This is a genomic window from uncultured Ruegeria sp., from assembly GCF_947497005.1.
Lineage (GTDB): Bacteria > Pseudomonadota > Alphaproteobacteria > Rhodobacterales > Rhodobacteraceae > Ruegeria.
On record NZ_CANMFF010000015.1, the window covers coordinates 39292 to 58994 of the forward strand.

A 19703-nucleotide genomic window follows, 5' to 3' on the forward strand; every position below is an offset into this window, starting at 1 on the left:
ATAGGTTTGATTCAAATCCGAAACTTCTGGTTCGGTCGTTTTAGCATTCCGTTAGGGGATCGGGTTCAAAAGTGGTGTTGCACCTGAAAACAGCAGGTGGCGCGAACAGCCATGCGGCGCATCGCACAGGTCAGAAAGACACCAATGCCTACAGATCCTGTGGGATGAACATGGGCGAAAATGGCCCGAACGGAAAAGGATGAAAGCAATGTCCAGCATTCTGACAAACAATGGCGCGATGGTTGCGCTGCAAACTCTCAAGTCGGTCAACAAAAACTTGGCGATGACCCAGAACGCAATCTCGACCGGCAAGGATGTCGCAACGGCCAAGGACAACTCTGCAGTTTGGGCGATTTCCAAAGTGATGGAGTCGGACGTCAAAGGCTTTAACGCCATCAAGGACAGTCTGGCGCTGGGGGAATCGACCGTTGCCGTGGCCCGGAATGCGTCGGAAACCGTCACCGATCTGCTGACCCAAATGAAGGGCAAGATCGTAGCAGCGCAGGAAGACAACGTCGATAGAGGCAAAATCAATGATGATGTGACCGCACTGAAAGATCAGATCGCGTCCGTTGTCAGCGCGGCGCAGTTCAACGGGCTGAACCTGGTAGATGGTTCTGCGGGCTCCGCCTCGGTCCTGGCGTCGCTGGATCGCGACAACACCGGGGCCGTGACCGCATCGTCCATCACAGTTGCCGGGCAAAACCTGTCGACCGGTGGATATGTTACCAAGCAGGTCTTTGATGGATCGGCCGGCGCGTCGACAGGCAATGATCGCGTAGGTGCAACAATCGACAATGGCGCGACCGCTGCGACTGCGTTGGTCACTGACGAATCCAGCGGCGCCTTTGCTGCCGGGGACAAGGTTGTTGTCGCCATTAACGATCAGGTCGTGTCCTATACCGTTTCTGCCGAAGATGCAGCAGCGACAACGACCGGTGATCTGGTTGCTGTTGGACTGAAAGCCAAGATTGAAGAGCTTGGTATCACAGGTCTGACGGTTGACTATGACTCCGGCACCGCTGGCACTTTGTCCGTCACCAACGGTACGGGCTCCGATGTCTCGTTCTCGGCTCAGTTCGTGAACGCGGGTGCTGGTGGCCTGGGCGCTCTGGCTGGCATTGATGTCTCGACAGGTGCGGGTGCGACCGCTGCCTTGGCCGCAGTTGAATCGCTGATCGATACATCGATTGACGCATCAGCTGCTTTCGGGTCCTCTCAAAGCCGGATCGAAACCCAGAAAGAGTTCATCTCGAACCTGTCCGACTCGTTCAAGTCTGGTATCGGCTCGCTTGTCGATGCGGACATGGAAGAAACCTCGGCGCGGTTGCAGGCACTACAGGTTCAGCAACAGCTGGCAACACAGTCGCTTTCGATCGCCAATCAGGCACCGCAATCCATCCTGTCGCTGTTCCGCTAAATCGCGCAACCGGTTGGGGCGCAAACTTCGCGCCCCAACACTGACTGTCTGAAGACGACCCCTTGGAAGGATTTCAAGTGACACCGCAAACCCTAGCCCATCGCACTTACGCGCAAACCGCTGCGCCGACACGAACACCCCGCGATACCGAATATGAGGCGATTTCCAGGATCACGCGTCGTCTCAAAGCGGCAACAGCGCGAAAGACGACGGATTTCGCGGCGTTTGTTCAGGCCGTGCACGAAAACCGGCGGCTATGGGGGGTTCTGGCAACTGGTGTCGCTGATTCTGAGAATGCGCTGCCCAACGATCTGAGAGCTAGAATCTTCTACCTGGCTGAATTCACCGAACAACACAGCAGCCGCGTATTAGGAGACGGCGCAACTGTTGAGCCTTTGGTGGAAATCAACACAGCTGTTCTGCGCGGATTGCGGCAGATGGGGGCAGCTTTATGAGTGGGCTGGTCTTGAAGCTCGCCCCGAAAGAGAGGGTTCTGATCAACGGGGTTGTGATCGAGAACGGGGATCGTCGCGGCCGATTTTCGATCATGACGCCACAGGCAAATGTCCTGAGGCTGCGGGATGCGATTCACCCCGAGGAAGTCAATACACCGGTACGCCGCGTATGCTATGCTGCGCAGCTCGTATTGTCCGGCGACATGGAGCCCGGGCAAGCGCGTCAACAACTGTTGCGCCGTGTAGAGGAACTGAGCCAGGTATTCACAGATGCCGACAGCCGTCGGGTTTTGGCCGAAGCCACCGACGCGCTGGTGGCGGACCATTATTACAAGTGCCTGAAATCTCTCCGCTCGTTGCTGCCGCGGGAAGAGCGGCTAATGGCTTACCAGCAATGACTTTTCAACCGGTCATTCCAGGCGGTGGAATCGTGGGTTGGCGGTTTCTGCAACGTACCTATGAAGGCCAGTTTCAAATTTATTCGTCTTCGTTGGTGAATGAGAGGGAAACAAAGTACTTTCTGGAGGAAATCGGCAAAGTTCTATCCGCTGAACAGTTGGTGTCGGATCGCAGATTGTTGCAGGTCGCTTTGGGTGCATTTGGGCTGGAGGGGGATTTGGACAATCGATTTTTCATCCAAAAAATCCTTGAGGATGGCACTCAGGCGGATGATGCGTTGTCCAACCGATTGGCAGACAAACGATACCGGGAGTTTTCGGACGCTTTTGGATTTGGTCCGGGGGCTGTCCGAAAGACTGCTCTGGTTAGCAACATGGAAGAGATTGCCCAGACCAATTTGACCGCCCGGTTTGAAATCGCCGTTGGAGACTCGGATGAGACGATGCGCATTTCACTTTTTGCACAGCGGGAGCTTTCGGATCTGGCCAACAGTGCCTCCAGTGCTGATACAAAATGGTTCGATCTGATGGGATTGCCACCCTTACGCAGCATGATGGAAACGGCCCTTGGCCTGCCTTCGTCCTTCGCTAAGCTAGATATCGACAAACAGCTGACCGAGTTCAAAGACAGGCTGTTTCAGCTGACCGGATCAGACGACCTGGCACAGTTTTCGAATCCAGATTCCGTTGAGAAACTGACCGATACCTATTTGGCCAGAAGTCAGATCGCCCAGCTTCAGAATACGATCTCGCCCGCGCAGACTGCTTTGATCTTGCTTGGGGCTGCTTAATCACTAATCGGCCGAAGCAATTATGGAACGAAATTTTCAAGAAAAGACTTCATTACAGCCTGACGCATGTTTGCGACACAGCGTTTGTCTTCACTTCCATAAACGGAAGGTATCAATTGTTCAGAATTTCATCTGCTTTAGTTCGTAAAGCATATGATCTGACGGGTTGAGATACGTTGTGCAGGTCTACAGCGCCCAGTGGCAAGGCGTTCGAGCAGGCTGGTTCGATATCTTCGGAAACAACTATGCGGTGCCCTTGAGTTTTGCCGAAATCCCCCAAACGTGCGGCGATATTGGCGGCCTGACCGATAACCGTAAAATCCAGGCGTTCACGAGAGCCCACGTTTCCGTAGGTGACGCGTCCATAAGCGACGCCAATCGAACAGTCGCAATGCACGTCTGTGCCCGCTTTGCGCAGCTCCCCCAAAGTCTCCACGATTTTGATGGCCGAGCGTTGGGCATTGATGCGGGCTGTACTGGCATTCTCGTCAGTTGCCGGGAAAACGGCCAGAACAGCGTCACCAATGAACTTCAAAACTTCTCCTTCATTGTCATGGACAATGCCCGAGACTGTTTCAAAGAAATCGTTCAGGATATTGATATAATCATTCCGGCCTAGCTTCTCTTCTAGGCTTGTTGAGTTGCGGAGATCGCAGAACATGATCGCAGCGTCGATCTCATCTCCGTCGCCTCGCCTGATTTCGCCGCCCAACACGCGTGCGCCAGAGCGTTTACCGACATATGTTTCCAGCAAGACCTGCGCGTTTTCACGCTGCATGAACACTTCGTAGAAACGGGCAATGACAGAGGAGCATTCAAAGACCAGGCCCAGATTTTGGGTGGTAAACCCGTCCGGGTGATCGCAGGTCAGTGTCAGAACGTTAGTCCGCCCATCGGAAAACGGCAACGGCATCGCGACATAATCTGTCGCGCCCTTGGCGCGCAAATCCTCCATGATCGGAAAGCTGTTATGCGGATTCTCATCGTTCAGCCTTTGCCGCACGCCGCCCAAACCGTTCGAAACATGCCGCAACGGGCTGTTGATGAAAGCCGGGTGATCATAGATTTCATAGGTCGGAGCCCGGGTCAGAATCTCTTCTTCGTCTTTCTCCCAGATATAGTGCTTGCCCGCGATCAAGGGGTGCAAAGACCAGGCCAGAATACTCAGGCGTTGGATCGCGATACCATGCTCCAGCATCTTTTCAGCCAAGGCTTTGGTAAAGCTCTCTGGCGTGGTTGCGATGGACGCACCGCGCATCAACCAATCGATCAGCGGCCCGCTGATATTGCCGTCATCGGGTTCGCGCAGGCGGTTGTGGCCCAAATCGATTTTTGTATAGGCGTTGGGGACAAACCCGATGCAGCCCTGAATGGCCGCGCTTTCTGGCAGGGCTTCTTCATAGGCCCAGACAGAATTGGCAAGATTTTCGGAACCCAGATTGATGTTGTGGTAAGTGGCAGTGCCTTTGAACGGGCAGAATGTTTGCAGGTCTGTTTCTTCGCTCAGATCAACACATACATCCGCGCGCGGAACGTAGATCGTAGGGGGCAGGCGCGTTTCATACATCACTTTGGCATTTGTACTTTCTGCCAAAAGGATATCGTTCCGGTAAATGGCAATTTTACCATTCAGCGGTTCAACTGAGATTCCATATCCATTGATCTTTGGTGCGGCGTGGACGTTCATGTGCGACCTCCCTTGCCTGAGGTCTGTCTAGAATGGGGCCTTCCGCACAACATTCCAAGAGGCTGAAACGGGAAATTATCCGACGCGAACGATCACTGCCCCATGTTCAGACCATCTGAATGACGTCTTTTTCGATGGACAGCATATAGCCTTTCTTGGCGATGTTCTTCACCAGAAGCTCGCTGACCATCTGGTTTCCCAGCGCATCGCGCAAGCGTTTAATGCGGGTGGCACCGGCGGCTTCGTCGCAATCTGCAGCATCACGGCCGGAAATCATGCCTTCGATCTGAGCACCTGACAGAACTTCGTCATCCAGCCGGGATTCCGCCAGAACAGACAGGGTTTCCATGGCGGCGGGCGTCAGCTTGAAGTCCATGTTGTTAAGGTAAACGGTGTTTTCCTCGCGGCTGATCAGCAGGGATGTCACCTGAATGCCCGTGCGTTCGATCTGCGCCATGCGTCGGTTCAGCAAGACCAACATCACCAGAAAGACCAGTGCCGAAACCATCATCGCACTGGCAAAAACCAGTAGCACATAGATGACCATCCGATAACTGGACAGCGTGTCTGCAAAGGCGGTGCCAGACTGGGCCAGAATTTCAAGCAACCGGATTTCGGTTTGCGAGGTCAGATCGGCTTCGACAAAAAGCCGCTCGACCCGCGCGTTGAACGCGTTGGCGTCGGGCAGGGTCCAGAACAGGAAAACGGCAGCCGTGATCAGAATGACGACAATGGCCGCGATGCCCAGCACAACCAGCCGGACACCCGACCGGCGCGCATCAGAAACGGAGATAGAATTGTCCGGCATTGCCTTTCCTCTGATCCAACCCTTCCGGCCCGAAAACCGACTGTACCTCAAGCAACGTCCAACCTGACGCGCTCAGGCGTTGGGCGATTTCCTGTTGGGCCTGCCCCTTGTCGCAGTTCGAAACCTGAATGACCCCGTAGTGCAGACGTAACGGGTTGTCTTTCTTGGCCTTGTAATCCGCATAGCAATCCGCAGCAGACGCGGCAGAGCCAAGCGATATCAGGGCTGCAAAGGTCAGAGAAGAGAAGATCTGTTTCATAGGCCGCATCCTGCGCATGAGTTACACCGATATTCAATAACCCAAGGGGATTGCGGGTTCTGATATCCGATAACACCGGGCCGCTATTGCTTGTCTGAACTGGTCGACCCCAGTGTCAGGGCAATCAGGACGCGGTCTGTCACAGGGTCGCCCGAGCATTCGAAAGGACACGCATCATGCATAAGAAATTCATCGCTTTGATCATTGCGACCGCTGTTGCCATTACCGGCGTTTCTGCCTCTCAGGCGCGGGCAGCCGATGCAAAAGACATCCTTGGGGGGCTGGCCGCCATAGCGATCATCGGTGCCGGGGTTCACTACTATAATAAGGAAAAGAAAAAGGACCGCGCGACGCGCCATCAGACTTATTCCCCTACGCCTTATACCCCGCAGCCCGTGCGCCCGTTGCCGCCGCGTGTGGCGCGTTACGATCTGCCCCAGCGTTGCCTGCGCACATATGACGGGCATTCACGGGATCATCCGCTGCTTGGACCAAAATGCCTCAAGAAACACTACAAACATGCCAATAGCCTGCCGCAAGAGTGCAAGGTTGGTTTCTGGAACGGCAACAAAGTCAAGCGAGCATACGAACCCGCGTGCCTGCGCCAGAAAGGATACCGTGTCGTTTATCAGTAACATCGGTTGAGCAGGAGCGGCGCCAAAGAAGCGCCGTGTGAGAGAGGGTGGTGTGGGCCGCCCTCTCTTTTTTTCTTGCGGTGTGGGGTGAAACACGTTTTTCCGATGGCATGACAAAACCGAATTTCGAACTTGAGCAGGCCCTGCTAGAGCAGGGCCATATCCGTATCGCCGGGGTGGATGAGGTCGGGCGCGGCCCGTTGGCCGGGCCGGTTGTAGCCGCCGCCGTGATTTTGAACCCGCAGGATATTCCTGAGGGGTTAAATGATTCCAAGAAGCTGACCGCCAAACGTCGGGCCGCACTGGACGCAAAGATTCGCGTCAGTGCCGAATTCGCCGTGGCCGAAGCCACGGTTGCCGAGATTGACGAGATAAACATCCTGCGGGCCTCGCATCTGGCGATGGTGCGCGCGGTTGAGACGCTGTCGCCAGCGCCTGATGTTCTGCTGATTGACGGCAACATGATTCCGCGTGGCCTGAAAATCCCGTCGCAGGCCGTTGTGAAGGGGGATGCCTGGTCGGTGTCGATCGCGGCCGCTTCAATCCTTGCGAAAAACTGGCGCGATCAGGTGATGGTGGATTTGGCGCAACAGCATCCGGGATATGGATGGGAAACCAACGCCGGTTATCCGTCAAAACAACACAAAGTAGCGCTGCAAAATCTCGGCGTGACCCCACACCATAGACGTTCGTTCAAGCCAGTGCACAATATCTTGTATCAAGAGTAAATCGTAAGTCGCTGATTCAAAAAAGAAATTGACGGCGAATCGTCTTTGACTCATCCTTGTCTCAACCAAATGAGCGCAAAAGCGCCGTGGATACTTGAGGCAGTGATATGACAACGACCACCAAAAAGGGCGCAAAAGCGCTCCCTATAAACACGATTTTATCCGGTGACTGCATCGATGTGATGAACAGTCTGCCCGAGGCGTCAGTTGACCTGATTTTCGCAGATCCACCCTATAATCTGCAGCTGAAAGGCCAATTGCATCGCCCTGATAACAGCCAGGTGGATGCGGTCGACGATCACTGGGATCAGTTTTCCAGCTTTGGCGTGTATGACCAATTCACCCGCGAATGGTTGAAAGCGGCGCATCGGCTGCTGAAACCCAATGGCGCGATCTGGGTGATTGGTTCGTACCATAACATTTTCCGTGTTGGCTCGGCTTTGCAGGATGCCGGGTATTGGATTTTGAATGACGTTGTGTGGCGTAAGTCGAACCCGATGCCGAATTTCCGCGGTAAGCGCTTTACCAACGCGCATGAGACGATGATCTGGGCGTCCAAACGTGAGGGAGCGAAGTACACGTTCAATTATGAGGCGCTGAAGGCCCTGAACGAAGGCGTGCAGATGCGCAGCGATTGGGTTCTTCCGATCTGCACCGGACATGAGCGGCTCAAGAATGACAATGGCGACAAGGCACATCCGACGCAAAAGCCGGAATCGTTGTTGCACCGCGTTTTGATCGGCTCGACCAATCCGGGCGATGTGGTGCTGGATCCGTTCTTTGGGACCGGAACAACCGGAGCTGTCGCCAAGATGCTGGGACGCGAATTCATCGGCATCGAGCGTGAGGAAAGCTATCGCAAGGTGGCCGAGAAACGCATCGCGAAAGTTCGCAAGTTCGACCGCGAGGCTCTCGAAGTCAGCGCCAGTAAACGCGCCGAGCCGCGCGTGCCCTTCGGCCAACTGGTTGAACGTGGAATGTTGCGCCCGGGCGAAGAGCTCTATTCCATGAACCAACGCCACAAGGCAAAGGTTCGTGCAGACGGAACGCTGGTGGGCGACAACGTCAAAGGCTCGATCCATCAGGTTGGCGCGCATCTGGAAAATGCGCCGTCTTGCAATGGCTGGACATACTGGTGCTTCAAACGTGACGGCAAAACGGTTCCGATCGACGTCCTGCGTCAACAGATCCGGGCCGAGATGAACTGATTTCAAGAACACCGCCGGTGCCTGTGGCCTGACACAAGGCACTATGCCTTGCCCCGCCGATCCTACGGCGGGGTCTTTTGTTTTTGGACCAACAGTGATTGCATGAAGTTGACCCTTACACTGCAAGAAAGATCACGGCCATGACCGAGACGACCGCGCAGCCCCGCCGCAGCCTGTTTTTCACGCAACCCGATACGTTCGATCTGGACAATAAGTATACTGAGGCCGCGTTGGAACGGCACAAGCGCGAAGGGTTGGAGCTGGCTGTGCGCGCGCGTTGGGTGGCGATGGCGCTGACCGGGATTCTATTGGTCTTCCTGAACCCGCAGTGGGAAGTGCTGTGGTATCACTTCATCCTGCTGCTGATCTGCGCCAATGGTTGGCTGATCCGCAGCGCAGGCCGGGTGGGGCAATCCCGGGTCGAGCTTTTGCTGATCTTTGTCGATCTGTTGATCATGACGCTTGGGATGATCGTGCCGAATCCGTTCAGCGACGATGTCCGGCCCTTGGCCATGCAATATCGGTTTGACAACTTTCAGTATTTTTTCGTCATTCTGGCGGCCGGGACTTTGGCCTATTCCTGGCGCACGGTCATTGCCATCGGAACCTGGACAGCGATGATGTGGACGGTGGGGTGGATCGTTGCCTGGTGGGTGGCAACCCCTATTGCGGGGATCAGCGAAAAGGTTGCAGAGGCCTTGCAGGGCTATCCGGATGTTGCCGAGCTGCTGGATCCCAACAGCTTCATGGCCCCTCAACGCATTCAGCAAGTGATCGTGTTCGTTATGGTGGCGGTCACACTGGGCATCTCGATGCGGCGACTCAACCGTCTGTTGATGAGCAATGCTGGTCTGGAGCGAGAACGGGCGAACCTCTCGCGGTATTTCTCACCCAACGTGGTAGACGAGCTGAGCCAGAACGATGAACCGCTGAAACAGGTTCGTAAAGAAGACGTGGCGGTTCTGTTCATTGATATTGTCGGGTTTACCAAATACGCCGCCGGGCGCGATCCCTATGAGGTGATCGAGGTGTTGCGTGGGTTCCATGCCCGTATGGAAACCGAGGTATTCCGGCATCACGGGACATTGGACAAATATCTGGGTGACGGTTTGATGGCGACCTTTGGAACTCCGGTGCCAACGCCCGTGGATGCAAGCAATGCCTTGGGCTGCGCACGCGCGATGGTGAGAGTGATCGATCGCTGGAATCTGGATCGCCGCAAAGCAGGAGAGCCCGAAATCCACGTCGGAATCGGGGTGCATTTCGGCTCGGTCGTCCTTGGCGATATTGGGGCCAACCGGCTGGAATTTGCGGTGATCGGTGATGCGGTCAATGTAGCAGCCAAGCTTGAGGCGCTGACGCGTGATTTCAAGGCGCGGATCGTGGTCAGTGATGCTGTTCGTGCGCGGGTTAAGGAAGAAAACCCGTCGGTACCGGATGACATGGCCGGTTTCATTGCCCATCGCGATCAACCCGTGCGCGGCGTCGAGGCCCCGATGGATATCTGGGTGATGAAAGGCTAGAGCCCTCCCGCCCATCAGAACAGCATCGAAGATGCAGTGCCAAAGGTTGGACCAGGCAGCGCGCAGGTGCGCGCTGCGGTTACGCTTCGGGGTTGGGATTCAACGCTTTGTTGTAGGGGTGCCAGTCGGTGATCTCGGGGTAGTAGCGGTGCCGCCATTCCCGGACGCGCGGGTTCATGACGCGCCGCCACAAAGGGGGAATCATCGCGGCCACGGTCATGACGGGATAACCATAGGGCAATTGCGGAGCCGCGTCTGGTGCGTGGTGTTGCAGCAGCGGAAACCGGCGGTTCGGTTTGTAATGATGGTCCGAATGGCGCTGCAGATTGATTAGCAACCAGTTTGAAGCTTTCTGCGAGGCGTTCCAGGAATGGCGTGGCAGAACATGTTCGTATCGCCCGTCGCCCATGTGTTTTCGGGTCAGGCCGTAATGTTCAACGTAGTTGACCAGCTCAAGCTGCCAGATCGCGACACCAGCCTGCAACAGAAACAGAGCCAGACCAGACCATCCCCCGATCAGGGCTGCCAATGCCAGCATCGTCCCCTGCAGTACCCAATATCGCCAAAACGGGTTGGAACGATCTGTCCAGGGGCGGTCTTTGCGCGCCAGCTTGTCACGCTCGGCGTTGAAGGCCGAGATCAGGCATTGCCATAATACGCGGGGATAAAAGCGGTGAAACCCTTCGTTGTACCGGGCCGTCACCGGATCGCGCGGGGTTCCAACATGGCGGTGATGGACCAGCAAATGTTCTGATCGGAAATGAGAATACAGCACCATGGCCAGCAGAATGTCCCCCAGCCAGCGTTCCCAGCGGCTTTTCTGGTGCATCAACTCGTGGCTGTAATTGATGCCAATCGTGCCTGAAATGACACCCATGCCAAAGAAAAGGCCAATTTTATCAATTGTCGACAGATGGTTGCTATGAGCTGCGTACCAGATCAGGCCAAAAAGGGTGAGGAACTGAATAGGGGTCCAAAGTTTTGTCAGCAGGATGTACCAGCGCAGCGCGTTGTCAGACGCATCCGGGTCGGCGTTTTGTGTATTGAGCCCGGTGATCCGATCCAACACTGCAAAGGCCCACCAGGTCGCAGCCGGAACCAACAGGACCGCCCATCCTCCGGTGAAAGCCGAGAACCAGATCAGCGGGATCAGCAGCAGAGACACCCAGAAGGGGGATGCCGATTGCCAGCGGGCCAAAGTGCCTGTTGCGATCATCTTCTCTGCTCCGACTTTATGGGCATACCCTAGCCATGACCCGAAGACTTGCACATCGGGCTTATTGTCCACTCCACAGATTGTATGCCTTGCGCATCACCGTTGGCAGGTCGCTGGGTTTGAAGCTGTGTTTGTCCACAACCGTCAGATGTTTGGGAATGCTATGATCATCGACCTCGGCAGCCCAGATCCGCAGAATCAGATGGAAATGTGTAAAGGTATGACGCACTTCACCCGACAGCACCTTCCACTCTGCGGGAAAAGGGGTGTGTTCAATGGGGGCCTCGTTCCATTCCGATCCGGGCCAGCCCAGCATTCCGCCCAGAAGACCTTTGTCAGGCCGGCGTTCCAGAACCATTGCCCCATCTGTTCTGCGCGCGATAAAGACGTGGCCATAACGGGTGGGTTTCGGTTTTTTCGGCGTTTTTTGGGGAAGACCTGCCTGAGTTCCAGCAACACGGCTTTGGCAGGGATCACGCAGGGGGCAGATGCCACATGCAGGTGATTTCGGTGTGCAGATGGTGGCCCCCAAGTCCATGACGGCTTGGGCGTAATCGCCTGGGCGGGTGGAAGGCGTCAGATTCGAAGCTTTTTCCTTCAGCAAGGGTTTGGAACCGGGTAACGGGTCGTGAATGTCATGGAATCGGGCCATGACCCGTTCGACGTTTCCGTCCAGCACTGTTTCGGGCCGATCAAACGCTATGGCCGAGATCGCAGCGGCGGTATAGGGACCAATACCGGGTAGATTCAGCAGGGCATCAAAGGTTTCAGGAAACCGGCCATCGTGATCTTGCGCGACAGCGCGCGCGCATTTCAACAGATTTCGGGCGCGAGCGTAGTAGCCAAGTCCTGCCCATTCCCCCATGACCTGCTCGTCCGGTGCAGCAGCCAGCGCCTGAACCGTAGGCCAGCGGGTGGTGAAGCGCAGGAAATAGTCACGCACCGCCGCCACGGTGGTCTGTTGCAACATCACTTCGGACAACCAGACCTGATACGGATCAGGTAGAACCCCGGCAGCACGATCCGCCGGGCTGGTGCGCCATGGCAATTCGCGGGCGTGGCGGTCATACCATTCCAGTAACACAGCACTGACAGTAAATTCAGCAGAGTCACGCAAGTTTTATCAATCTCCCTGTCGGGTTTCGCTGGTACCCGGTGTCCCGCTCATTACAATAGCGGCGTAGGAGTTGGAAACCAGATGCAACGCAGACGTTCTTCGACCCGCGGGTTCAAACGCACCGCATCTTTGCTGAACGACCAGATCAGGCGCGCCGGGGAAAGCCGGGGGTTTGCCGTCTCGCGACTTTTGACCCATTGGGCCGAGATTGTCGGGCAGGATATCGCCGCCATCGCCCGCCCGATTAATGTGGGTTATGGTAAGGGCGGTTTTGGCGCGACCCTGACTGTGCTGACCACCGGGCCACAGGCTCCGATGTTGGAAATGCAAAAGGAACAGCTGCGTGGAAAGGTCAACGCGGTCTACGGCTTTAACGCCATCAGTCGCATACGGATCACCCAGACCGCGCCGACCGGATTTGCCGAGGGGCAGGCCAGTTTCGACCACAAGCCGAAGCAAGCAAAACCCGAGATTGCACCTGACATTGCCGTTGAGGCTGACAAAGTGTCACGTGATGTAAATGATGAAGATTTGCGCGCGGCCCTTGAACGTCTCGGGCGCAACGTTTTATCCAGACAGAAACGCTGAGAAAGGGCTGAAAATGAGCCGTATTGCAACCGTAATTTGTGCGGCTGTCGCCGTAGCCGCTGGCGGCTATTGGCTGACACAGTCGAACACCAACGTAACCCTTCCGCTGGTCAGTGCCGCTGAGGCGCAAGAAGCGGAACTGGACACATCGACCATCGTCGAAATGGTGCAGGGCGCCGAGGATGCGCCCGTCGAAATCATCGAATATGCATCCTATACCTGCCCGCATTGCGCAAATTTCCATCAGGGCGTCTATAAGCAGCTCAAGAAGGATTTCATCGACACCGGAAAAGTTAAATTCACCTACCGTGAGGTCTATTTTGACCGTTATGGCCTGTGGGCGTCGATGGTGGCACGCTGTGCCGGTCCCGAAAAGTTCTTTGGCATCACCGACCTGATCTATGAAGGTCAGGCGGAATGGACACGCGCCGGTGGTCCGGCCGAGATTGTGGACGAGCTGCGCAAGATCGGTCGTTTGGCCGGTATTGACGGCGACCAGCTTGAGGCGTGTCTGCAGGACGGCACCAAGGCGCGGACATTGGCTGCGTGGTATCAGGAAAACGCCGAACGTGATGGCATTCAGTCGACCCCGTCCTTTGTCGTGAACGGAAAGAAAGTCGACAACCAGTCTTACGCAGACTTCAAAAAGTTGATCGAAGACGAACTGGGTAACTGACCCTTAACCGGTCGGCTCTGTTTGGGCCGACCGGGCTTATTGGGGTGAGGGTGCTGCGTTCAGCAGCATATCCCTGACCTTGTCACTCTCTCCGATGTGCAGCCGGACGGGCAGGGTGATCACCTTGCTGCGAAATGCAGCGGGCAGACGAACGGCGTCTTTCTCGGTCGTGATCATCTGAGCGCCCTGTTGGCGCGCATCGTTTTCAAGACGAGTCATTAGAGCCTGGGTCAGGGGCTGGTGATCATCGAGGGCTTCGGCGCGCACCAGATCTACACCTTGTTGCCGAAGGGTTTTGAAGAACTTCTCGGGGTGGCCAATACCGGCAAACGCCAGTGCGCGTGTTCCGGTCCAGTCCATCCCCGTTTGCAAGGGTTCAATTGCGCCTGTGACATGGGGAACGGTCAGCTTGTCGCTCCACTGATCTGCAAAGGCCTTTTGAGCCATGTCATCGCCTAAGGAAAGTACAAGATCGGCCCGCTTCAGCCCAGCATCAACGGGTTCCCGCAACGGGCCGGCTGGCAGGCACAATCCGTTTCCGAATCCACGTTGAGCATCCACGACAATGATCGAGAAATCCTTGGCAACCGAGGGGTTCTGAAAACCGTCATCCAACACAATTGCAGATGCCCCGGCCGCCGCAGCTGCGCGTGCACCTGCCGCGCGATCTTTGGCGACCCAGACTTCTGCGAACATCGCCAGAAGCAGCGGCTCGTCTCCAACTTCGGCAGCAGTGTGCTTGGCCGGATCAACTTGCACCGGTCCCTCGATAGAGCCTCCATGCCCTCGTGTGACGACATGCGGCTCATGCCAGGCGTTTCTAAGCTGTTCGAGGGTCCAGATCACGGTGGGCGTTTTGCCGGTGCCACCGGCGTTGAGGTTGCCGATACAGATCACCGGCACACCGGGCCTTTCACCGCCACCCGAGGCGATCCTTCGCGCGGTTGCGGCGGCATAAAGGCGTCCTAGCGGGGCTAGAAGACGTGCCTTCAGATCTGGTTGGTCTGGTGCTGTATTCCAGAAATCAGGTGCCCGCATGGTCCACACCCCGCTGATCCAGAATGTCCTGCACCATCTCGATCAGGGCGTCTGCCTGCGGTGCGCCTTCGGTTAACATTTGCCATCCCGCCAGCGCCATGCCTGCGGCGCGATCCGGGGCCAGAAGCTGTACAACGGCGTCGCCCAGTTCGGTTGCCGTTTTAACCTCTTTGGCTGCCCCTACCTGTTGCAGGCTGGAATAAAGCTCCTGATGGCGATGGACAAACGGTCCGAAAACGATGGCCGACCCCAACGCGACAGCTTCGGACGGGTCCTGACCACCTGCGCCGCGTTCAAGCGAACTGCCTATGAAGGTCACCGCCGACACGCGGTGCCACAGGCCCAGGTTTTCCGGATCCGAGGTCAATACAACCTGCGTGGTGTCTTCGATCAAACCACCTTCATCCCAGTTGACGCAGCGCAAATCCATCGACTCCAACCGTCGCTTCAGCGGTGCTACTTCCTGCTCATTGGCGACATGCAACACCAGAACCAGCCGGTGCAGCATGCGCAACGCCTGACGATGGGCCGTCAGAACCGAGATGAATTCCTTGTCCTGAACCCAAGCTGCCAGCCAAACCGGGCGCCCAGCAAGGGTGTGGTTGGTCTCAATCAACTCGTCCTCTGGCCAGGGCCGGGGGTTGGGGCTTATCCGCAATGGCGGTGATTCCTCGACCTTAACGGATTGCACGCCGAGGCGGCGGATCTGACGCGCAGTATCCGCGGACGGCGTCAGAATCTTATGGAAACAATCAAAGGTCACCCTTGTAATGTCAGGCAACCAGCGCGCGCTTCGGGACAGTGCAACGCTGAACTGGGCGTCGAACAGAACAAGGGGGATGGCCTGTTCATCAGCGCGGGTGATGATATTGGGCATGAGGTCACCGCCAACCCACAGCCCCAGGTTCGGACGCCAGTTTTCAAGAAATTCACGCGCTGCCCCATTCTGTTCGTGTGGCAGGTTGACCATGGGGAAACTGCAGTCTGGCCAATTGGAAATATCGACATCTGGTGGCGCAGTCAGCAAGAAATTCAGTTCAGGCCTGACCTGAAGCAGTCGGCGGCAAAAGTCATTCACGGCTCGTAGGCGGTCCGGCGTTGCAACATGTATCCAGACCAACTCTCCTTCGGGGCGCGGCACGTCGGGATTCAGCCCAACTCCGTTACGCATCCCCCATGATAGCACCCTGTAGGCGGCCAGGCTAAGTGAGCGTGGTTTGCTCATGTTCCGATTCCGGTTCCGACCGGATCCAGTTTCGCTGAGAGCTGCGCGTGAATCAACGCGCTGGCAGCGATCACTCCGTTCAGCCTGGGGTGTGCATTGTTGAAGATCAGCTGTTGACCTGCACGGTCCGAACAGATGCCGCCTGCTTCTCGAATGATCAGATCACCTGCGGCAATGTCCCATTCCCAGCTGGGTCGAAGGGTCAGCATGGCATCGAACCGTCCCTGTGCAACCAGTGCCATGCGATACGCAAGCGAAGGGCGGTACGCGCGCTTGAATTCCGGTGCTTGCCCGTCGCGCCAATGCCGTGCGTCAAGATTTGGCTTGGCGGCCAGAACGTCCGATCGTAAAAGCTCTGCACTATCAGAGGTCGTAATCGCCTCACCATTGAGAGTTGCGCCCTGACATTGCGCCGCCGCATATAACAAATCTCGCATCGGCAGATAGATGACGGCTGCGGTCACTTCGCCATTATCAGCGACAGCTATGGAATGCGCCCAGGTGCGTGCGCCTTCTGCAAAGCTGCGGGTGCCGTCAATCGGATCGATGATGAAAGTGTTGGCGCGACTTAGCCGGTCGGTCGAATCCTCGGATTCTTCGCTGAGCCAGCCATAGCCCGGTCGCGCCGAACACAGATGTTCTTCCAGCATCGCGTTCACGGCCAGATCCGCCTCGGTCACCGGTCCGGCGCCATCGGGTTTATCCCAGCGCTGCGCCTGCGTTCCGGAGTATCGCGTGGCGATCCTGCCGGCCTCTAGTGCCGCGTCAATCAGAAGGGGCAGGTCAGTTGCCGGCAAGTGTCATTCCTTCGATCAACAGCGATGGTACCACGCGTGACAGGTAAGGGCGCGCATCATTGGCCGGAATGATCCGTCGCAGCATGTCACGCAGATTGCCTGCGATGGTGCATTCGTTCACCGGATGCGTGATCTCACCATTCTCGACCCAAAAACCTGATGCGCCACGGGAATAGTCGCCGGTGTTAGGGTTGATCGTCGATCCGATCAAGGACGTCACCAACAACCCGGTCCCCATCTCGCGCAGCAGTTCCGCGCGGCTTTGGTCGCCTTGCGTCAGGCTCAGGTTCCAGTTGCTGGGCGAAGGCGGGCCCGAGACTCCGCGTGCAGCGTTGCCCGTGGACGCCATGTCCAGCTTTCGCCCGCTGGACAGGTCCAGCGTCCACCCCGTCAGAATGCCGTCTTCCACAACCGCCCTGCGTTGTGTCGGCAGACCTTCGGCATCAAAGGGGCGCGAGCCCGATATGCGTGGGCGATGCGGATCTTCGATTAGAGACAGGTGTGCGGGCAGGACTTCCTGCCCCAAACTACCCTCGAGCCAGGACGCGCCTCGTGCAATCGCTGCTCCATTGCTGGCTGCCAGCAGATGTCCGATCAGCGAAGAAGAGATACGCTCATCAAACAAAACCGGGAAACTACCTGTCTCAGGTTTGCGCGCACCGACCTGCTGCACGGCGCGTTCGCCTGCAGTGCGCCCGATCTCGTCCGCGCTGCGCAAGTCGGACTGGAACGTCCGGCTGTCACCGTCATAATCCCGCTCCATCCCGGTTCCTTCGCCCGAGATTGCAACGCATGAAACAGAACGACTGCTACGCTCATACCCCCCTGAGAACCCGTTTGTGGCGGCCAGATGCACACGATGGGTTCCATAACTGGCGGCCGCATCCGATACCTGAGAGACGCCATTGACAGCCAGAGCAGCAGCTTCGGCGATCAGCGCATCCTGCATCAGGGTTTCGGCAGAGGGGGCAGGGGCAGAATCGAGTAGCTCGAGAGAATGCACATCCCAGCCCGTGACCAGTTGATCCTTGTCAGCCAGCCCAGAAAACGGATCTTCCGGGGCTTCTTTGGCCATAGCTACAGCACGTTCGGCCATCGCCCGAAGGGTATCCGGGCGGCTGTCGGAGCTGGATACAATGGCTGACCGTTTGCCCAGAAACACCCGCAATCCCAGATCGGCGCCTTCAGAGCGTTCCGCATGTTCCAGCGCGCCGCCGCGCACTTCAACCGAGACAGAGGACCCGTCGAGAACGATGGCATCCGCCGCTTCTGCGCCGGCCTGGCGGGCCACATCGAGCAACTGTTGGCTGATTTCTTCTGGTGTGCGGGTCATAAGGCCTCCGGGTTGATTGCCAAGGACCTAGCCTTGGACTGCCCGTCTCGCAAGACCTGTGACCAGATTGTGCGTTGAGGATCGCGGTGAACCCTTGCCATTTCAGAGGTTTGGCCGGGTTCAATTGGAAACAGAAAGGGCCACAAGTTTCGCGGCCCTTTCTGACGATTGTCATTTGATACGCTGACCATTCGCCAGGATCTGACCGTCTTCGGTGAATTCGATCGTTGAATTCAAAGTGTCGGGCTCTTCGCCCGGAACGGCCATCAGGCCCATCATCATCCGAGCCCCCAGTGCATCATTGTCAGAAATGATACCCATGCCGATCAGTGTGTCGATCAACTGGTTGGCGCCAACAAGCTGCAGGTTGGCCACGCCGCTTGGGCTGGGCAGGCCATCAAAGGCTTCGGTGTTCGAGTTGTCGAATGCGAAATCACCGTCCCCAGTCAGTTTGGCACCGACAAGTGAGACCAGTAGTTCGTTGATTTTCAGAGAATGCAGTTCTCCCGGCGCCTCGTCAGACTCGACGTCGATTTCAGGATCGAAGATGTTCATCAGAACTTTCGCGGTCCCCGTCGAGTCCAGCGCAATCGTTGCCGGATCACGCGGCAATGCGCCCGCAGGGTCGAAAATGCCCCACAATACATCCGACATAGTGAAATCGGTCAGGTTAAGGCCAAAGCCGAAGGGCTGAACCTCGTCCGATTGCTGAATCGGGAATTCGAAGTTCAGGCCCGCCTTGGCCATCGAAAGCTCGATCGGAAACGGCAAACCCGCCGTCGTAACCGCCAGATTGGTGCTGTTCTGATCGATATCATAGACGATGCGCTCGGCGTCGATGCTTGCTGCAAATCGCCCGCCTTCGGACGTGCTGTTCATCGAGAACGCCTGACCCTCGCTGGTCCCGCTCAGATCGGTGCTGCCAGAGGCATAGGTGAAGATGCCATCAAACGCGAAGCCAGCCTCATAAAAGGCTTCCGGATTCGAAAGGTCGAAATCCAGAGGAATCACGTTGTGTCCTTCAAATGCCAGCTGATCCAGTTGACCGTTGATCAGCCCGTTTTCACCGCTTTCGGGATCCTGGAAGCTCAGGTCATAGATCAAATCGGCTGCGTTGAATGTTTGGCTGACATCGCGATTTTCGCCGATCTGCATCCGCGAGCTGCCGGACAGATCATTTGCCTCAAAATTAATATCGAAGACTTCACTGGGCAGGGGCTCACCATCAACTTCAATCGAGTCGAGTTTCACGCCCAGCTTGTCGGCCGTATAGTCATAGGTCATGTCTTCGGACGTGCCCGAAACGACCATGTTCAGTTGGCTGTGGGAATACGTGACGGTGGCGGCGAATTCTTCATCTTCGGCCTGACCGGTGACGTCCATGGGAAAGCTTTCCGGCACTCCAATGGTAACGGTTCCGTCACCATTTTCAGTCAGCGTCATCTCTGGCATGACCATCTGAAATTGGCCGTCTTCTTCGGGAAACGCCAATGAAAGCGTCATGTTCGAAATCGTGGTGACGTCTCCCGCGGTGGTTTCGTCACCTATGATGGTGTAACCCATTGAGGTGAAATAGCTCTGCCAGTCGGACCAGACATCATTGGCCGAAAGCTCAGCAAACGCCCCTTGTGTGGCAACGGCATAGGCCAAGGCAGCGCCGCAGCTGCGGCGAAGGAAAACGGACATAAGGTAACCCTTCTTGATCAATTTGTGGCGCATGGTCGGGTTTGCAGCCGGTATCGTCAAGGGGGGAAGGGGTGGACCCTTTCCACGTTTCCGCGTTACGGCTGTAGCCGACAGA

Annotated in this window: 20 protein-coding genes; 10 read left to right on the plus strand and 10 right to left on the minus strand. The window is 56.6% G+C overall.

The features are described from left to right. The first annotated feature begins 208 nt into the window (after nt 1–208). From Q0816_RS18960 to Q0816_RS18975, 4 genes are all read left to right on the plus strand, one after another. On the plus strand, nt 209–1420 hold the full coding sequence (locus Q0816_RS18960) for a flagellin (protein ID WP_298853597.1): 1212 nt from the start codon (nt 209–211) through the stop codon (nt 1418–1420). 77 nt (nt 1421–1497) lie between these two features. After that, nucleotides 1498–1875, plus strand: a complete 378-nt coding sequence (flaF, locus tag Q0816_RS18965) for a flagellar biosynthesis regulator FlaF (RefSeq protein WP_298853599.1) — start codon at nt 1498–1500, stop codon at nt 1873–1875. Further along, the gene (flbT, locus tag Q0816_RS18970) at nt 1872–2273 is read left to right on the plus strand and encodes a flagellar biosynthesis repressor FlbT (protein WP_298853600.1); all 402 of its coding nucleotides are present in this window, start codon (nt 1872–1874) and stop codon (nt 2271–2273) included. Before flaF ends, flbT begins: the two co-directional genes overlap by 4 nt. Next, on the plus strand, nt 2270–3064 hold the full coding sequence (locus Q0816_RS18975) for a DUF1217 domain-containing protein (protein WP_298853601.1): 795 nt from the start codon (nt 2270–2272) through the stop codon (nt 3062–3064). The genes flbT and Q0816_RS18975 overlap by 4 nt, the downstream gene beginning before the upstream one ends. Nucleotides 3065–3176: 112 nt before the next feature. Here Q0816_RS18975 and Q0816_RS18980 read toward each other — a convergent pair whose 3' ends face one another. From Q0816_RS18980 to Q0816_RS18990, 3 genes are all read right to left on the minus strand, one after another. Then, nucleotides 3177–4751: a DUF427 domain-containing protein gene (locus tag Q0816_RS18980; RefSeq protein WP_298853602.1), complete on the minus strand. Its 1575-nt coding sequence runs from the start codon at nt 4749–4751 to the stop codon at nt 3177–3179. A 106-nt stretch (nt 4752–4857) separates the two neighbouring features. After that, nucleotides 4858–5559 carry a helix-turn-helix domain-containing protein gene (locus tag Q0816_RS18985; protein ID WP_298853603.1) on the minus strand — a complete coding sequence of 234 codons (702 nt, stop codon included), beginning with the start codon at nt 5557–5559 and terminating at the stop codon, nt 4858–4860. Then, nucleotides 5531–5818, minus strand: a complete 288-nt coding sequence (locus Q0816_RS18990) for a hypothetical protein (RefSeq protein ID WP_298853604.1) — start codon at nt 5816–5818, stop codon at nt 5531–5533. The genes Q0816_RS18985 and Q0816_RS18990 overlap by 29 nt, the downstream gene beginning before the upstream one ends. Before the next feature lie 176 nt (nt 5819–5994). Here Q0816_RS18990 and Q0816_RS18995 point away from each other — a divergent pair, with 176 nt between their 5' ends. The 4 genes from Q0816_RS18995 to Q0816_RS19010 all read left to right on the plus strand — a co-directional run bounded on the left by Q0816_RS18995 (nt 5995) and on the right by Q0816_RS19010 (nt 9912). After that, nucleotides 5995–6453 carry a hypothetical protein gene (locus Q0816_RS18995; protein WP_298853609.1) on the plus strand — a complete coding sequence of 153 codons (459 nt, stop codon included), beginning with the start codon at nt 5995–5997 and terminating at the stop codon, nt 6451–6453. Nucleotides 6454–6563: 110 nt separating this feature from the next. Next, nucleotides 6564–7181, plus strand: coding sequence for a ribonuclease HII (locus tag Q0816_RS19000; protein ID WP_298853610.1), 618 nt, complete (start codon nt 6564–6566; stop codon nt 7179–7181). Nucleotides 7182–7288: 107 nt separating this feature from the next. Further along, the gene (locus tag Q0816_RS19005; RefSeq protein WP_298853612.1) at nt 7289–8389 is read left to right on the plus strand and encodes a site-specific DNA-methyltransferase; all 1101 of its coding nucleotides are present in this window, start codon (nt 7289–7291) and stop codon (nt 8387–8389) included. A 140-nt stretch (nt 8390–8529) separates the two neighbouring features. Beyond that, entirely contained in the window at nt 8530–9912 is a 1383-nt protein-coding gene (locus Q0816_RS19010) for an adenylate/guanylate cyclase domain-containing protein (protein ID WP_298853614.1), read from the plus strand. 79 nt (nt 9913–9991) lie between these two features. Here Q0816_RS19010 and Q0816_RS19015 read toward each other — a convergent pair whose 3' ends face one another. Together Q0816_RS19015 and mutY are read right to left on the minus strand one after the other, a co-directional pair. Next, on the minus strand, nt 9992–11128 hold the full coding sequence (locus Q0816_RS19015; protein ID WP_298853615.1) for an alkane 1-monooxygenase: 1137 nt from the start codon (nt 11126–11128) through the stop codon (nt 9992–9994). A 61-nt stretch (nt 11129–11189) separates the two neighbouring features. Beyond that, a complete protein-coding gene (gene mutY / locus Q0816_RS19020) occupies nt 11190–12245 on the minus strand; it encodes an A/G-specific adenine glycosylase (RefSeq protein WP_298853617.1) in 1056 nt (351 codons plus the stop codon). 81 nt (nt 12246–12326) lie between these two features. On the opposite strand from mutY, the gene Q0816_RS19025 reads away from it, so the two are divergent. Further along, a complete protein-coding gene (locus Q0816_RS19025) occupies nt 12327–12833 on the plus strand; it encodes a DUF721 domain-containing protein (RefSeq protein ID WP_298853618.1) in 507 nt (168 codons plus the stop codon). A 13-nt stretch (nt 12834–12846) separates the two neighbouring features. Then, nucleotides 12847–13509: a DsbA family protein gene (locus Q0816_RS19030; protein ID WP_298853619.1), complete on the plus strand. Its 663-nt coding sequence runs from the start codon at nt 12847–12849 to the stop codon at nt 13507–13509. A 36-nt stretch (nt 13510–13545) separates the two neighbouring features. On the opposite strand, the gene lpxK is transcribed toward Q0816_RS19030, so the two are convergent. The 5 genes from lpxK to Q0816_RS19055 all read right to left on the minus strand — a co-directional run bounded on the left by lpxK (nt 13546) and on the right by Q0816_RS19055 (nt 19588). Continuing rightward, nucleotides 13546–14547: a tetraacyldisaccharide 4'-kinase gene (gene lpxK / locus Q0816_RS19035; protein WP_298853620.1), complete on the minus strand. Its 1002-nt coding sequence runs from the start codon at nt 14545–14547 to the stop codon at nt 13546–13548. Further along, nucleotides 14534–15772, minus strand: coding sequence for a glycosyltransferase N-terminal domain-containing protein (locus Q0816_RS19040; protein ID WP_298853621.1), 1239 nt, complete (start codon nt 15770–15772; stop codon nt 14534–14536). Before Q0816_RS19040 ends, lpxK begins: the two co-directional genes overlap by 14 nt. Further along, a complete protein-coding gene (locus tag Q0816_RS19045) occupies nt 15769–16569 on the minus strand; it encodes a 3'(2'),5'-bisphosphate nucleotidase CysQ (RefSeq protein WP_298853622.1) in 801 nt (266 codons plus the stop codon). The genes Q0816_RS19040 and Q0816_RS19045 overlap by 4 nt, the downstream gene beginning before the upstream one ends. Beyond that, nucleotides 16556–17902, minus strand: coding sequence for a TldD/PmbA family protein (locus Q0816_RS19050; protein ID WP_298853624.1), 1347 nt, complete (start codon nt 17900–17902; stop codon nt 16556–16558). Before Q0816_RS19050 ends, Q0816_RS19045 begins: the two co-directional genes overlap by 14 nt. 171 nt (nt 17903–18073) lie before the next feature. Then, nucleotides 18074–19588: a DUF2125 domain-containing protein gene (locus tag Q0816_RS19055; RefSeq protein WP_298853625.1), complete on the minus strand. Its 1515-nt coding sequence runs from the start codon at nt 19586–19588 to the stop codon at nt 18074–18076. Nucleotides 19589–19703 lie beyond the last annotated feature (115 nt).

What these genes read in the sequence shown, in the direction of transcription:
- Q0816_RS19010 (WP_298853614.1), top strand. Translation starts at nt 8,530, where the DNA reads ATGACCGAGACGACCGCGCAGCCCCGCCGCAGCCTGTTTTTCACGCAA.
- Q0816_RS19050 (WP_298853624.1), bottom strand. Translation starts at nt 17,902, where the DNA reads ATGACCCGCACACCAGAAGAAATCAGCCAACAGTTGCTCGATGTGGCC.
- lpxK (WP_298853620.1), bottom strand. Translation starts at nt 14,547, where the DNA reads ATGCGGGCACCTGATTTCTGGAATACAGCACCAGACCAACCAGATCTG.
- Q0816_RS18985 (WP_298853603.1), bottom strand. Translation starts at nt 5,559, where the DNA reads ATGCCGGACAATTCTATCTCCGTTTCTGATGCGCGCCGGTCGGGTGTC.
- Q0816_RS18995 (WP_298853609.1), top strand. Translation starts at nt 5,995, where the DNA reads ATGCATAAGAAATTCATCGCTTTGATCATTGCGACCGCTGTTGCCATT.
- Q0816_RS19030 (WP_298853619.1), top strand. Translation starts at nt 12,847, where the DNA reads ATGAGCCGTATTGCAACCGTAATTTGTGCGGCTGTCGCCGTAGCCGCT.
- Q0816_RS18960 (WP_298853597.1), top strand. Translation starts at nt 209, where the DNA reads ATGTCCAGCATTCTGACAAACAATGGCGCGATGGTTGCGCTGCAAACT.
- Q0816_RS19040 (WP_298853621.1), bottom strand. Translation starts at nt 15,772, where the DNA reads ATGAGCAAACCACGCTCACTTAGCCTGGCCGCCTACAGGGTGCTATCA.
- Q0816_RS19055 (WP_298853625.1), bottom strand. Translation starts at nt 19,588, where the DNA reads ATGTCCGTTTTCCTTCGCCGCAGCTGCGGCGCTGCCTTGGCCTATGCC.
- Q0816_RS18980 (WP_298853602.1), bottom strand. Translation starts at nt 4,751, where the DNA reads ATGAACGTCCACGCCGCACCAAAGATCAATGGATATGGAATCTCAGTT.
- Q0816_RS19025 (WP_298853618.1), top strand. Translation starts at nt 12,327, where the DNA reads ATGCAACGCAGACGTTCTTCGACCCGCGGGTTCAAACGCACCGCATCT.
- Q0816_RS19005 (WP_298853612.1), top strand. Translation starts at nt 7,289, where the DNA reads ATGACAACGACCACCAAAAAGGGCGCAAAAGCGCTCCCTATAAACACG.
- Q0816_RS19015 (WP_298853615.1), bottom strand. Translation starts at nt 11,128, where the DNA reads ATGATCGCAACAGGCACTTTGGCCCGCTGGCAATCGGCATCCCCCTTC.
- Q0816_RS18990 (WP_298853604.1), bottom strand. Translation starts at nt 5,818, where the DNA reads ATGAAACAGATCTTCTCTTCTCTGACCTTTGCAGCCCTGATATCGCTT.
- Q0816_RS19000 (WP_298853610.1), top strand. Translation starts at nt 6,564, where the DNA reads ATGACAAAACCGAATTTCGAACTTGAGCAGGCCCTGCTAGAGCAGGGC.
- Q0816_RS18975 (WP_298853601.1), top strand. Translation starts at nt 2,270, where the DNA reads ATGACTTTTCAACCGGTCATTCCAGGCGGTGGAATCGTGGGTTGGCGG.
- flbT (WP_298853600.1), top strand. Translation starts at nt 1,872, where the DNA reads ATGAGTGGGCTGGTCTTGAAGCTCGCCCCGAAAGAGAGGGTTCTGATC.